This is a genomic window from Cellulomonas gelida, assembly GCF_006538725.1.
In the GTDB taxonomy this organism is placed as follows: domain Bacteria; phylum Actinomycetota; class Actinomycetes; order Actinomycetales; family Cellulomonadaceae; genus Cellulomonas; species Cellulomonas gelida.
Genome location: NZ_BJLQ01000008.1, coordinates 24,117 through 37,026, shown reverse-complemented (window position 1 = coordinate 37,026; position 12,910 = coordinate 24,117). Strand labels below are relative to the sequence as shown.

Here is a 12,910-nt window from a genome sequence, read left to right as displayed (position 1 = left end):
CCGCGGCCGGGTTCAGGCGCGTCGCGCCCGCAGGACCGCGTCGTGGACCGTGACGGTCTCACCCTGGCCCGTCCGGGCCAGCCGTGGGACCGACGCCGCGACCTCGACCACCCAGGCCCCGTCGTGCGTGACGAGCTCGTCACGCACCTCGTCGGCGCCCGGGAACATGCCGGGGTCGTGCGGCCGGCCGACCGGCGCGGCGAGGTCCAGCGCGTCGTGCTGGACGATCAGGAGCGTCCCGCCGGGGGCCACGTGCCGGGCGGCGCGCGCGACGAAGCCTGCGCGCGCCTGCGGCGCGAGATGGATGAAGTGCGAGGTCACGAGGTCGAACTGCGCGTCGTCGTCCCAGGTCGCGACGTCCGCCTGGACCCAGCGCACCTCGACCCCCGCGTCGGCTGCCGCACGTGCGCCGCGCGCCAGCCCGGTCGCCGCGAAGTCCACGGCGGTGACCCGCCAGCCCTGCTCGGCCAGCCACACCGCGTCACGACCCTCACCTGCCCCCAGGTCGAGCGCAGTCCCGGGCGTGAGGTGCCCGGTGTGTGCCACGAGCGCCGCGTTCGGCTGCCCGCTCCACACCGCGGGCGCGGAACCGTACCGGTCCTCCCAGCCCGCCGCGTCCAGCGACCACGTCGACCGGTCGCGCACGTCGCCCGCGGTCTGCTCACGCCAGCGCGCGACGGCCTCGCGGGCGTCCAGCTCGACGAGCTCGGCGTTCAGCTGCGCCGCGACGCTCGCACCCTGCGCGGCGGACGTCAGGACGGTGGCCATGGGGTCGAAGGAGTTGCCGGCCACGCGCACCCCGGGGACGGCGGTCGCGCCCGCCTCGTCGGCCGGCACGGCGGTGGCGACGACGACGCCCGCGCGCTCGACGGGCTCGGCGACGAGGCCGAGCGGGCGCAGGTGCGCGTCGTTCGCCTCGAGGGTCGTGCGCACGACGACCGCGTCCGCCGGGATCGTCTCGCCGGCGTCGGTGCGCACGGCGGTCAGTGCGTCGTCCTGCACGACGAGCTCGGCGAGGCCGCCGAGGGCCACACGCACGCCACGAGCGGACAGGCGTGCCGCCTCGTCGGCCGGGAGCAGCGGGTCGCCGCGCAGGAGCGTGACGCGCGGGGTCCACTGCCGCCAGAGCAGCGCGGCGTACACGCCCAGGGGTCCGTCGCCGACGACCACGACAGGTCCGTCGCCGACCTCCCAGCCGTGGCAGTACGGGCAGTGCAGCACGTCGCGGCCCCAGCGTCGAGCCAGCCCCGGCACGTCCGGCAGGACGTCGCGCCCGCCGGTCGCGCTCACGACCGTGCGCGTCGTGAGGTGGCTGCCGTCGTCGAGCTCGACCTCGAACGCGCCGAGGTGACCGCTGACCGCCACGACGCGGCCGGTGCGCAGCTCGCCGCCGTAGCCCGCGACCTCGTCGCGGCCGTGCGCGAGCAGCGAGCGCGGCGGGATGCCGTCGCGGGTCAGGTAGCCGTGCGCGTGCGCGGCGACCGCGTTGCGCGGACGGGCGTCGTCGACGACGAGCACGCGGCGCCGGGCGCGGGACAGGACGAGAGCGGCCGCCAGCCCTGCCGCGCCGCCACCGGCCACGACGACGTCCCACGTGCCGTCCCAGGTGCCGTCCCCGTCGCCGCCGGGTGACGAGCCGGTGCCCGACCCCGGCCACGCGGTGGGGTGCGGGGGTGCGTCGTCTCCGTGCTGGTGCTGCAGGTCGTGCCCGTGGTGCGGCTCGTGCTCGTCGTGACGCTCCATGCTGTGCTCCGTCCGTCCGCGTGCGGTGTCCTCGTGGGACCGTCTCCCACGGAGTCGCCGCGCGGCAAGGATCGTTGCCGAAGTGGCAAGGTGGGCGGATGGGGAGGTGAGCGGATGACTGACGACGTGCTGGCGGGTGTCGGGCCGCGGCTGCGCGCGCTGCGCCAACGGCGGGACCTCACGCTCGCGGCGCTCTCGAGCGCGACGGGCATCTCGGTGAGCACGCTGTCGCGGCTCGAGTCGGGGCAGCGGCGGCCGACGCTCGAGCTGCTGCTGCCGCTCGCGCGCGTGCACCAGGTGCCGCTCGACGAGCTCGTCGGCGCACCGCACACCGGGGACCCGCGCGTGCACGCCCAGCCCTTCGAGCACCGCGGTGCGACGTACGTGCCGCTGACGCGCCGACCCGGCGGGCTGCGTGCCTACAAGATGGTGCTCGCGCCGAGCGCGCCGCAACGCACGCTCGAGCAGCAGACGCACGAGGGCTACGAGTGGATGTACGTGCTGTCCGGCCGCGTCAGGCTCGTGCTCGGCGAGCACGACCTCGTGCTGGGCGAGGGGGAGGTCGCGGAGTTCGACACGCGCACGCCGCACGCGTTCGTGAACCCCGGCCCGGGGCCCACCGAGCTGCTCACGCTGTTCGGCCCGCAGGGCGAGCGCATGCACGTGCGGGCGCGACCCCGCGCGCGGGGCACGAAGGACTGAGTACCCGGTGCGTGTCGGAGGTGCGCTCTACGGTGGCCCGCATGGGACTCACGGTGGAGATGGTCACGTTCGACACGACCGACGCGGTGGCGCTGGCCACGTGGTGGGCACGGCAGCTCGGCGGCGAGGTCCGCGACGAGTCGGACGGCTGGTTCGTCGTCGCGGCCGACGTGCAGGGAGTGGCGCGCGTCGGCTTCCAGAAGGTCGAGGAGGCGACGCCGGGCAAGAACCGCGTGCACCTCGACCTGGCGGCGTCCGACGCGCCGGCGGAGGTGGCGCGCCTGGTCGCCGACGGCGCGTCGCTCGTCGACACGCACACCGAGGGCGGCTTCTCCTGGACGGTGCTCGCCGACCCGGACGGCAACCAGTTCTGCGTCTCGCAGCACTGACCTGCGCGCGCCCGCCGGGCGGCGGGGTGCGGGCCACGGACGAATGGATGCCAGGTCGACGGTGCACGACCGGTAGCCTGGGCGGGCTCCGTGGGACGTCGAGCACGACGCCCCACGGACTTCGCTCAGACCCCAGCCCGCAGCACCCAGCGGCGGGCCTCGAACACCTGGAGAGCATCGCCGTGGCACCCTCGCGTCTCGATTCCGTCGTCTCCCTCGCCAAGCGGCGAGGCTTCGTGTTCCCGAGCGGCGAGATCTACGGCGGTACCCGCTCCGCGTGGGACTACGGACCCCTCGGTGTCGAGCTGAAGGAGAACATCAAGCGCCAGTGGTGGCGCGCGATGGTCACGAGCCGCGACGACATCGTCGGCCTCGACTCCTCGGTGATCCTGCCGCGCCAGGTGTGGGTGGCCTCGGGCCACGTGGGCGTGTTCACCGACCCGCTCACCGAGTGCCTGAGCTGTCACAAGCGCTTCCGCGAGGACCAGCTGCTCGAGGAGTTCGAGGAGCGCAAGGGCCGCGCGCCCGAGGGCGGCCTCGCGGGCGTGCCGTGCCCGAGCTGCGGCACCAAGGGCGAGTGGACCGAGCCCCGTGACTTCAACATGATGCTCAAGACCTACCTCGGCCCGGTCGAGGACGAGTCCGGCCTGCACTACCTGCGGCCCGAGACCGCGCAGGGCATCTTCGTGAACTTCAAGAACGTCTACACCGCCGCGCGCATGAAGCCCCCGTTCGGCATCGGCCAGATCGGCAAGTCGTTCCGTAACGAGATCACGCCCGGCAACTTCATCTTCCGCACGCGCGAGTTCGAGCAGATGGAGATGGAGTTCTTCGTCGAGCCCGGCACCGACGAGACGTGGCACCAGTACTGGATCGACTACCGGACCGACTGGTACGTCGACCTCGGTATCGACCGCGACAACCTGCGGCTCTACGAGCACCCGGCGGAGAAGCTGTCGCACTACTCGAAGCGGACCGTCGACATCGAGTACCGGTTCGGCTTCCAGGGCAGCGAGTGGGGCGAGCTCGAGGGCATCGCGAACCGCACCGACTTCGACCTGTCCACGCACACCGAGCACTCGGGCCAGGACCTGTCGTTCTTCGACCAGGGCAAGAACGAGCGCTACGTGCCGTACGTCATCGAGCCGGCCGCGGGCCTGACGCGGAGCCTCATGGCGTTCCTCGTCGAGTCCTACACCGAGGACGAGGCGCCCAACACCAAGGGCGGCGTCGACACGCGCGTCGTGCTCAAGCTCGACCCGCGCCTCGCGCCCGTCAAGGCCGCGGTCCTGCCGCTGTCCCGCAACGAGCAGCTCTCGCCCAAGGCGCGCGACCTCGCGGCCGAGCTCCGCAAGAACTGGAACGTCGACTTCGACGACGCCGGCGCGATCGGTCGCCGCTACCGCCGGCAGGACGAGATCGGCACGCCGTTCTGCATCACGGTCGACTTCGAGACCCTCGACGACCAGGCCGTCACCATCCGGCACCGCGACGACATGAGCCAGGAGCGCGTCGCGCTCGACCAGGTCACGTCCTACCTCGCCCCGCGCCTGCTCGGCGCCTGACCTGCCGGCCCTCGCGGCCGCGAACGACGACGAGGCCCGTCCCCGGTCCACCGGAGACGGGCCTCGTCGCGTGCTCGCGCCTCACTGCAGGCGACGTCAGCCGAGCGCCGCGCGGACGTCCGCGAAGATCCCCGGCGTGCCGCCCGTCTGCTCGCACTCCTCTTCGCTGATGCCCTCACAGCCAGGCACGAGCACGTCGCCACCAGGCGACACCCAGACGTTCGTGCTCAGCGTGTCGAAGTGCCCGGACGCGTCCGTCGCGACGTACGCGTACATCGCGCGATCGCCGTGCCACACGGTGGGCAGCTCGACGGGGAGGTCGCCCCGCGCGTTCCCCATGACGGACCAGGTGAATGCCCGCCAGGCGCCGTCCTGCGGTGCGGCACCGATCTCGACGAAGGCGCGCACGTCGGGAGCGAGCGGAGCGACCGTGCCGTCCATCGACGTCAGGTCGAGCTGACGCGGTTGCGTCTGTGGGAGCGTCGTGTCGAGGTAGAGCGTCGGCAGCAGGACGTCGCCGGCACCGTCGGCGAGCTCGAGCCACACCCGCCGACCCTCGACGTCGCCCAGGTCGAGGCGCTCGTCGTCGGACCAGGCCGTGGCCGCGGTGATCCCCTCGCCGACCGAGGCCGCGGTCGACGGCCCGGCAGGCGGCGTGACGCCTGCGCCGAGCGTCACGTCGGCGACGTCCACGCCGCGTTCCGCGAGGGCGGCGACGAGTGCCGCGCCGCCGTCCGGCTGCGCCTCGAGGCACGCGGGGTCCAGCGCGGTGCACCTGCCCGAGCCCTCGGCGACCTCGTCGGCCGTCGTCCCCTCGCCGAGGTAGAGCACGAGCGCGTCCCGTAGCGCCGTCACGTCCCTCATGGCCACGCCCTCGTCGAGGCTGATCGCGTAGAGGTGGGATCCGCTGCCCGTGGGGTCCGCGAACGTCGGGACGTCGAGCGCGTGGACCCGCTCGCCGTCGTTCCCGACGACGCCGCGCGGCAGCCACAGCACGACCCGGCCGTTCGGCAGCCACCGGGGCACGGCACCGGCCAGGAGGCGGACGTCGTCGTTCATGTCCCAGCGCAACGACCCGGGGTAGTACTTCTGGGCGGGGAAGCGGTCGGCGGAGTCGTCGTCCGCCCAGGTGAACGCGCTGACACCGTCGAGGCCGGAGACGCGGACGCGCACCCCGTCCGTGGCGGGGACGTCGAACGCGTCACGCGCGGTGCCGAGCTCGACCTCGGTCGCCGGTGCCAGCACGACGACGCCGGACTCGCCCTCGTCGGCCCACGAGCCCGTGATCCGCAGACCGGCGTCCCAGCCGTCGCCCGACGACCGCGCGAGCGAGGTGGTGGCGTGCACGCCCTCCGCCAGCTTGGTGGTCGCGGCGGTCTCGGCGGTCGGCGCCGACGTCACCGCGGCGACCGCAGCCGCGAGCCCGGGCACGTCGTCGATGGTCGGGCACTGCGGCGTGGGCAGGTCGGCGCACGGCGCCTGGACGACGCGACCGTCGGACCCGACGAAGACGACCCCCGACTCGCCGGACTGGATCGAGTCGGCCACGGCGGGGTCGCCGAGAGCGGCGGCGAGCAGCTGACCGTCGGGCGCGGCGAACGTCGGGAGCTCGACCGCGACGCGCGAGCCGCCGGACGCCTCGAACCCCGCGGTGCTCCACAGCAGGACGTGGGGGTCACGCATCGTCGTGGGGACGACCACGAGCTCGCTCCACTCGCCCGAGTCGAGCGGGGCGACGAGCCGCACGCCGTCCTCGACGGACGGCGTGCCCCAGGTCCAGACGCCACCGCCGTAGCCGTCGGACGTACCGCTCGCGGTCACGCGGCTGTAGTACGCGGCGCCCTGCTGCATGCCGTCGACGACGGGTCCGACCCCGAGCACCAGCTCGTGGTCGTCCGTGGTCAGGCCGAGGTCGACCTGCCAGGTGGCCCCGTCGACGAGCGGGTCGATACGGGGGTCGGGCGCGTGCTTGGCGCCCGGCCGGTTCGCGGCGAGGAGACCGTCGGCGACCTCGACGACCGCACCGTCGCCGAGCGGGCGGGCGACCTGCGTGGGCGGCTGGGCCGGGTCGGGCTCGGTGGTGCGGTCCGCGGCGAGCTGCGCGCCGACGACCGCGACCGCGGCCACCGCGAGCGCGCCGCCCGCGACGCGCGCAGCGGTGCGGCGCCGGACGTGCCGGTGGGCGGCGCCCAGCAGGGCGTCGGGGTCGAGGGACATGAGCGGCGTCGTGCGCTCGGCGCGGGCGGCGAGGTCGGGGTCGGGACGCAGGTCGGTGCTCATCGCGCATCCTCCTGGCTGGTCTCGGTGGTGAGGGCGGCGCGCAGCGTGGCCAGGCCACGCGACGCGGTGGACTTGACGGTGCCGAGGCTCACGCCGAGCTCGGCGGCGACCTCGGCCTCGGGCAGGCCGACCATGTGCCGCAGCACGACGATCCGGCGCTGCCTCGGGGTGAGCAGCGCGAGCGCCCGTACGAGCTGGTCGCGGTCCTCGGTGCGGGCGTGCTCGTCGGTGCCGACGTGCACGCGGTCGCGCTCGGGCATGTCCTCCGGAGCGGTCAGGACCTCCCGGCGTCGTCGTCGCCAGGTGTCGACGCGCAGGTTCGCCAGCACCCGTCGCGCGTAGGGGAGCGGGTCGTGCGTCCGCGACCAGGCGGCGTACGTGCGCACGAGCGCCTGCTGGGTGAGCTCTTCCGCGCGGTGTGCGTCACCGCACAGCAACCACGCGGTGCGCAGCAGGTCGCCGCCGTGCTGCGCGACGAAGGCGGCGAACTCGCGATCGATCTCGGCGCGCGTGCGCGCCTGACCTGGTCGGACGGAGACGACGGTGAGGGACTCGACGTGGGACGAGTCGTCCTCGTCGCGGGTCCCGGCTGTCATGGTGGTCACACCGTAGGAGACGTGCGAGCGGCCACGAAGGTTGAGTGGCCGGAGGTCACCCGTCCGACGATGGGAGAATGTCCGACGTGACCCTGACGAACGAGCGGAGCGACGAGCGCGCATCGACAGCTACGCCGGTGCTGCCCCCGCTGCGCATCGGGCCGCTGCAGATCGACACGCCCGTCGTGCTCGCACCGATGGCGGGCGTCACCAATGCGGCGTTCCGCCGCCTGTGCCGCGAGTCGGGTGCGGGGCTCTACGTCGCGGAGATGGTCACGAGCCGCGCGCTCGTCGAGCGCGGCGAGGAGTCGCTGCGGATCATCTCGCACGAGCCCGACGAGAAGCCGCGCTCGGTGCAGCTGTACGGCGTGGACCCGGCGACGGTCGCCGCGGCGGTCCACATGATCGTCAGCGAGGACCGCGCGGACCACGTCGACCTGAACTTCGGCTGCCCGGTCGCCAAGGTCACGCGCCGCGGCGGCGGTGCGGTGCTGCCCTGGAAGCGGGACCTGTTCCGGGCGATCGTCACGCAGGCCGTGGCGGCCGCGGAGCCGTACGGCGTGCCCGTGACCGTCAAGATGCGCAAGGGCATCGACGAGGACCACCTGACGTACCTCGAGGCGGGGCTCGTCGCGCAGGAGGCGGGGGTCGCGGCCGTCGCTCTGCACGCCCGCACCGCGGCGGACTACTACTCGGGCACGGCGGACTGGGAGGCGATCGCGCGGCTCAAGGAGACCGTCACCGACATCCCGGTGCTCGGCAACGGCGACATCTGGTCGGCCGAGGACGCCCTGGCGATGGTCGAGCAGACCGGGTGCGACGGCGTGGTCGTCGGTCGCGGGTGCCAGGGGCGGCCGTGGTTGTTCGCGGACCTCGCCGCGGCGTTCGCGGGTTCCGACGAGCGGGTGCGGCCGGGGCTGCGCCACGTCGCGGCGACGGTGCGTCGTCACGCCGAGCTCATGGTCGAGCACTTCGACGACGAGTCGAAGGCGCTGCGCGAGATGCGCAAGCACATGGCCTGGTACTTCAAGGGCTACGTGGTGGGTGGTGAGCTGCGGTCCCGGTTCGGGCTCGTCTCGACGCTCGCGGAGCTCGACGACCTGCTCGCCCTGCTCGACCTGGACCAGCCGTACCCGGGCGAGCCCGCCGAGGGCCAGCGCGGACGCGCCGGCGCACCGAAGCGGCCGATCCTTCCCTACGGCTGGCTCGACTCGCGCGAGCTCTCCGAGGAGTTCCGGCAGGACCTGCACGAGGCCGAGCTGAGCGTCTCGGGCGGCTGACCTGGCCTCTGGCCGACGTGCGTCACTCGACGCGCGCGACGCGCACCTGCGCGGCGAGGCGCTCGACCTCCGGCACGTGGGCCTGCGGCGCGCCGAGGCCCGCGCTCGCGACGGCCAGCGCCGCGGTCGCGGCGGCCTCCGCGAGGGCCTGACCCCGCGCGGCGCCTGCGAGGGTCGCGCGCAGCAGACCGGCGAGGAACGCGTCCCCGGCGCCCTCGGCGTCGACGAGCGGGCCCGCCTCGATCGCGCCGACCTCCCACCACCCGTCGACGTCGCGGGCGATCGCGCCGCGCGAGCCACGGGTCGCGACGGCGAGCGTCGCGCCCCCGGCGACGGCCGCGGACAGGTACGCACCGGGGTCGGTCAACCGCGCGGCGGACACGAGCAGCACGTCGGCGGCCGCGACGAAGGCGCGGGGGTAGTCGCCCACGCCGTCGTCGTCGTGGACGTCGCACCAGACCGGCACGCCCGCGGCCCGCGCGACGTCGAGCAGCGGGCGCGAGGAGTCCGCGAGGTCGAGGACGGCGGCACGCGCGCTGCGCACGAGCCCGAGCGTCTCGTCGTCCGGCGGGGGAGCGGCGGGCAGCTCGAGGTAGACCGAGAGGCGGTCGCCGTCGTCGGACACGAGGTTGACGTGGCGCTCGGTGCGACCGCCGAGCGCCGGCCGGGCCACGACGCGCAGCGTGTCGCCGTGGCGCCCGGCGCGCAGCGCGGCCAGGACGCGCGACGCGGGCTCGTCGTCGCCGGTCGTCGTGACGAGCGTCGTCGGGACGCCGATCGCAGCGAGCGTGACGGCCTTGCCCGCGGACGTGCCCCCGAGCCCGTCATGGTGGCTCGAGGCCAGGACCATGTGCGGCACCGGTTCCGGGAGCGTCGGCAGCCGGACGACGGTGTTCCAGGACGCGGGCCCGTTCACGACGACGTGAGTCACGTGACGCAACCTACGGGCCCGGACCCCTACTCTGGTAGCCCTGGCAGCAAGTTGCTGCAAGCCGTTGCAGCACCGTTGCGCACGGCTGACGACCTGGTGGTGACGATGACGCACCTCGTACGCCGCGCGGCCGCCGCGCTCGCGGGCCTCGCCCTGCTCACGCTCTCCGGCTGCGCCGGCGACCCGCCCGACCCTGCGACCCGGCCCGCGACTGACGGCAGCGGGCACGACGTCGGCGTGCAGCTCTTCAGCTGGACCTGGGACGCGATCGCGGACGAGTGCACCTCGACGCTCGGACCGGCGGGCTACGCGTGGGTGCTCACCTCGCCCCCGCAGGAGCACGTGCTGGGCGAGCCGTGGTGGACCGCCTACCAGCCGGTGAGCTACGAGCTCGAGTCGCGGCTCGGGACGCGCGAGCAGCTCAGCGCGATGATCGCGACCTGCCACGAGGCGGGCGTGGACGTGCGTGTCGACGCGGTGGTCAACCACATGACCGGCCAGGACGCGCCCGGCACCGGGTGGGCGGGCTCGTCGTACGAGCACTACGCCTACCCGGGGCTGTGGGCTCCGGACGACTTCCACCACTGCGGCCTCACCGCGAACGACGACATCGCGGTCTACCTCGACCGCGCCCAGGTCCAGACGTGCGAGCTCCTGAACCTCGCCGACCTCGACACGGGCAACCCGCAGGTCCGCGAGCGGCTCACCGCCTACCTGCAGGACCTGCTGTCGCTCGGCGTCGACGGGTTCCGGATCGACGCCGCCAAGCACATCGCGGCCGACGACCTGGCGGCGATCCTCGCGCCGCTGCCGGACGACGTCGCGATCATGCAGGAGGTCATCCGCGGGTCCGCCGAGCCGATCACGCCCCAGGAGTACGTCCCCCTCGGGCAGGTCTACGAGTTCACCTACGGCAAGGAGCTCGCCGGGATGCTCGCGGGCTCGCCCGGGCTGGCGCTCGAGCTCGGGCAGGCCGCCGCGCGCTACGTGCCGTCGGACGACGCGATCGTCTTCGTCGAGAACCACGACACCGAGCGCAACGGCTCCACGCTCAGCTACCAGGACGGCCCGACCGACGCGCTCGCGAGCGTCCTCATGCTCGCCGGGGCGTACGGGACGCCGCAGGTCTACTCCGGCTACGCGTTCACGGACACCGACACCGGCCCGCGCCAGGACGCCGACGGCCGCGTGCTCGACGCGACCTGCGTCGCGGACCCGGCACCGACGACGCCCGTGACCGACGGCGACTGGGTGTGCCAGCACCGGTGGCCGCAGGTCGCGGGGATGGTCGGCTGGCGTGGTGTCGCGGGCGACGCCCCCGTGGTCGACACCGGTCCCAGGGCGACGCGGTCGCTCTGGGTCGGGGTCGGCGTGCGTTCGTCGTCGTCAACGCCGGTGACGACGAGCTGGTCACGACGCTGAGCACGAGCCTGCCCGACGGGGGGTACTGCGACGTCCTGGCCGGCCAGGAGGACTGCCTCGCGACGGAGGTGTCCGACGGACGGCTGAACGTCACCGTCCCGCCGCGGTCGGCGCAGGCCTGGGACGTCGCGCACCGGTCGTGAGCGCACGCCGTCCGCACCGCCACGGCGTCAGGAGCCTCGTGGCGGTGCGGACGGCGTGGATGTCAGGGGCGCACCCAGACCGTCGTGTCGGCGCCGACGAGCAGCGCGCCCGCGTCGTCCGTGGCGAGCGGGCCGGACGCGAGCAGCACCCGCGTGCCCGCGGCGAGCACGACCGGCCCGTCGCCGAGGTTGGCGACCACGCGCACGTCGCGGTTGACGAAGTCGAGGACGTCGGCACCCGACGGCAGCCACGTGAGACCACCCGAGCCGAGGGACTCCGCGCGGCGCACGCGCAGCGCGGTGCGGTAGGTCTCGTAGGTCGAGCCGGGCACGCCGCGCTGGACGTCGGCCGCGTAGCGCGCGAACGACTGCGGCTGCGGCAGCCAGGTCTCGCCCGTGGGGGAGAACCCGAACCCGGGCTCGGCGGCCGCCCACGGGAGCGGGACGCGGCAGCCGTCGCGCCCGAGCTCGGCGCCCAGGGTCCGGAAGAACGCGGGGTCCTGACGCACGTCGTCGGGCAGCGTGGTGTGGTCGGGCAGGCCGAGCTCCTCACCCTGGTACAGGTACGCCGAGCCGGGCAGGCCGAGCATGAGCAGGCTCGCGCACCGTGCGCGGCGCAGGCCGAGCTCCTCGTCGGGCTGCTCGTCGTCGGCGCCGATCCCGTTGGGCCGCGAGCCGGGCGTCGCGAGCCCGAGCCGGGACGCGTGCCGCACGACGTCGTGGTTCGACAGCACCCACGTGGTCGGCGCTCCGACGGAGTCGGAGGCCGTGTACGAGGCGGTGATCACGTCCCGCAGGGACGGCGCGTGCCACAGCGTGGCGAGGAAGGCGAAGTTGAAGGCCTGGTGCATCTCGTCGGGCCGCACGTACCGCGCCAGGCGCGACAGGGGCTCGACCCAGGCCTCGGCGACCAGCGCGCGGTCGCCGTCGTACTCGGCCAGGACGCGGTGCCACGCGCGGTAGATCTCGTGGACGCCCTCCTGGTCGAACATCGGGCCCTGGTTGCCGGAGCCCGTGACCTCGTCCACGCGGCCCCCCGCGCTCGGCGCGTGGTCGTGCAGCGCGTGCTCGGCGGCCTCGAACGCGGCCTCGGAGCCCTCGATCATCGAGACGTGACCGTCCCAGTCGGGCAGGCCCTCGGCCTTGACCATGCCGTGGGCCACGTCGATGCGGAAGCCGTCGACGCCACGGTCGAGCCAGAACCGCAGCACGTCCTCGAACTCGGCGCGCACCTGCGGGTGCTCCCAGTCGAGATCGGGCTGACGCGAGTCGAACAGGTGCAGGTACCACTGCCCGTCGGGCACGCGAGTCCAGGCCGGGCCGCCGAAGATCGACTGCCAGTTGTTCGGCGGCTGCTCGCCGTTCTCCCCGCGGCCCTCGCGGAACAGGTAGCGCTCGCGCGCGGCCGAGCCGGGGCCGTCGGCCAGTGCCTCGACGAACCAGGCGTGCTCGTCGGAGGTGTGGTTCGGCACCAGGTCGACGATCACGCGCAGCCCGAGCCCGTGCGCCCGGGCGAGCAGCGCGTCGAAGTCGGCGAGCGTGCCGAACAGCGGGTCCACGTCGCGGTAGTCGGCGACGTCGTAGCCCGCGTCGGCCTGCGGCGAGCGGTAGAACGGCGACAGCCAGACCGCGTCCACGCCGAGCTCGGCGAGGTGCTCGAGGCGCGAGGTGATCCCGGGCAGGTCGCCGATGCCGTCGCCCGACCCGTCGGCGAACGAGCGCGGGTAGACCTGGTAGATCACCGCGTGGCGCCACCACTCGCCGTCGAGCGCCCCGGGCGCGTGCACGACGGTGGCCTGGTCGGTCAGGGGGTGGGCGTCGAGAGTCGTCACGAGTGCTGAGTCGCTTCCTTGAGGGGT

11 protein-coding genes are annotated in these 12,910 nt (G+C 74.1%); 6 read left to right on the top strand and 5 right to left on the bottom strand.

The window, feature by feature from the left end; all coding sequences use genetic code 11:
• Nucleotides 1-12: 12 nt before the first annotated feature.
• Nucleotides 13-1,743, bottom strand: a complete 1,731-nt coding sequence (locus CGE01nite_RS05480; RefSeq protein ID WP_141369484.1) for an SAM-dependent methyltransferase — start codon at nucleotides 1,741-1,743, stop codon at nucleotides 13-15.
• Nucleotides 1,744-1,857: 114 nt separating this feature from the next.
• On the opposite strand from CGE01nite_RS05480, the gene CGE01nite_RS05475 reads away from it, so the two are divergent.
• The 3 genes from CGE01nite_RS05475 to CGE01nite_RS05465 all read left to right on the top strand — a co-directional run bounded on the left by CGE01nite_RS05475 (nucleotide 1,858) and on the right by CGE01nite_RS05465 (nucleotide 4,399).
• The gene (locus CGE01nite_RS05475) at nucleotides 1,858-2,445 is read left to right on the top strand and encodes a helix-turn-helix domain-containing protein (RefSeq protein ID WP_048343038.1); all 588 of its coding nucleotides are present in this window, start codon (nucleotides 1,858-1,860) and stop codon (nucleotides 2,443-2,445) included.
• 41 nt (nucleotides 2,446-2,486) lie between these two features.
• The gene (locus CGE01nite_RS05470) at nucleotides 2,487-2,834 is read left to right on the top strand and encodes a VOC family protein (protein WP_048343039.1); all 348 of its coding nucleotides are present in this window, start codon (nucleotides 2,487-2,489) and stop codon (nucleotides 2,832-2,834) included.
• A gap of 176 nt (nucleotides 2,835-3,010) precedes the next feature.
• A complete protein-coding gene (locus tag CGE01nite_RS05465) occupies nucleotides 3,011-4,399 on the top strand; it encodes a glycine--tRNA ligase (protein ID WP_048343042.1) in 1,389 nt (462 codons plus the stop codon).
• A gap of 96 nt (nucleotides 4,400-4,495) precedes the next feature.
• On the opposite strand, the gene CGE01nite_RS05460 is transcribed toward CGE01nite_RS05465, so the two are convergent.
• Together CGE01nite_RS05460 and CGE01nite_RS05455 are read right to left on the bottom strand one after the other, a co-directional pair.
• Nucleotides 4,496-6,679, bottom strand: a complete 2,184-nt coding sequence (locus CGE01nite_RS05460) for a hypothetical protein (protein WP_141369482.1) — start codon at nucleotides 6,677-6,679, stop codon at nucleotides 4,496-4,498.
• Nucleotides 6,676-7,275: a SigE family RNA polymerase sigma factor gene (locus CGE01nite_RS05455; protein WP_141369480.1), complete on the bottom strand. Its 600-nt coding sequence runs from the start codon at nucleotides 7,273-7,275 to the stop codon at nucleotides 6,676-6,678. Before CGE01nite_RS05455 ends, CGE01nite_RS05460 begins: the two co-directional genes overlap by 4 nt.
• Nucleotides 7,276-7,352: 77 nt before the next feature.
• On the opposite strand from CGE01nite_RS05455, the gene dusB reads away from it, so the two are divergent.
• Nucleotides 7,353-8,555: a tRNA dihydrouridine synthase DusB gene (dusB, locus tag CGE01nite_RS05450; RefSeq protein ID WP_229747408.1), complete on the top strand. Its 1,203-nt coding sequence runs from the start codon at nucleotides 7,353-7,355 to the stop codon at nucleotides 8,553-8,555.
• Between the two features lie 22 nt (nucleotides 8,556-8,577).
• On the opposite strand, the gene CGE01nite_RS05445 is transcribed toward dusB, so the two are convergent.
• On the bottom strand, nucleotides 8,578-9,486 hold the full coding sequence (locus CGE01nite_RS05445; RefSeq protein WP_141369478.1) for a carbohydrate kinase family protein: 909 nt from the start codon (nucleotides 9,484-9,486) through the stop codon (nucleotides 8,578-8,580).
• A 105-nt stretch (nucleotides 9,487-9,591) separates the two neighbouring features.
• Here CGE01nite_RS05445 and CGE01nite_RS05440 point away from each other — a divergent pair, with 105 nt between their 5' ends.
• Nucleotides 9,592-10,908 carry an alpha-amylase family glycosyl hydrolase gene (locus CGE01nite_RS05440; RefSeq protein WP_229747425.1) on the top strand — a complete coding sequence of 439 codons (1,317 nt, stop codon included), beginning with the start codon at nucleotides 9,592-9,594 and terminating at the stop codon, nucleotides 10,906-10,908.
• Nucleotides 10,842-11,051 carry an alpha amylase C-terminal domain-containing protein gene (locus CGE01nite_RS17250; protein WP_255318479.1) on the top strand — a complete coding sequence of 70 codons (210 nt, stop codon included), beginning with the start codon at nucleotides 10,842-10,844 and terminating at the stop codon, nucleotides 11,049-11,051. Before CGE01nite_RS05440 ends, CGE01nite_RS17250 begins: the two co-directional genes overlap by 67 nt.
• 62 nt (nucleotides 11,052-11,113) lie before the next feature.
• Here the strand turns inward: CGE01nite_RS17250 and CGE01nite_RS05435 are convergent, their stop codons facing one another.
• Nucleotides 11,114-12,883: a glycoside hydrolase family 13 protein gene (locus CGE01nite_RS05435; RefSeq protein ID WP_048343101.1), complete on the bottom strand. Its 1,770-nt coding sequence runs from the start codon at nucleotides 12,881-12,883 to the stop codon at nucleotides 11,114-11,116.
• Between the last annotated feature and the right edge of the window lie 27 nt (nucleotides 12,884-12,910).

Bases quoted from the DNA above. Each gene is read 5' to 3' on its own strand.
- CGE01nite_RS05480 (WP_141369484.1), bottom strand. From the start codon at position 1,743: ATGGAGCGTCACGACGAGCACGAGCCGCACCACGGGCACGACCTGCAG.
- CGE01nite_RS05475 (WP_048343038.1), top strand. From the start codon at position 1,858: ATGACTGACGACGTGCTGGCGGGTGTCGGGCCGCGGCTGCGCGCGCTG.
- CGE01nite_RS05470 (WP_048343039.1), top strand. From the start codon at position 2,487: ATGGGACTCACGGTGGAGATGGTCACGTTCGACACGACCGACGCGGTG.
- CGE01nite_RS05460 (WP_141369482.1), bottom strand. From the start codon at position 6,679: ATGAGCACCGACCTGCGTCCCGACCCCGACCTCGCCGCCCGCGCCGAG.
- CGE01nite_RS05455 (WP_141369480.1), bottom strand. From the start codon at position 7,275: ATGACAGCCGGGACCCGCGACGAGGACGACTCGTCCCACGTCGAGTCC.
- dusB (WP_229747408.1), top strand. From the start codon at position 7,353: ATGTCCGACGTGACCCTGACGAACGAGCGGAGCGACGAGCGCGCATCG.
- CGE01nite_RS05440 (WP_229747425.1), top strand. From the start codon at position 9,592: ATGACGCACCTCGTACGCCGCGCGGCCGCCGCGCTCGCGGGCCTCGCC.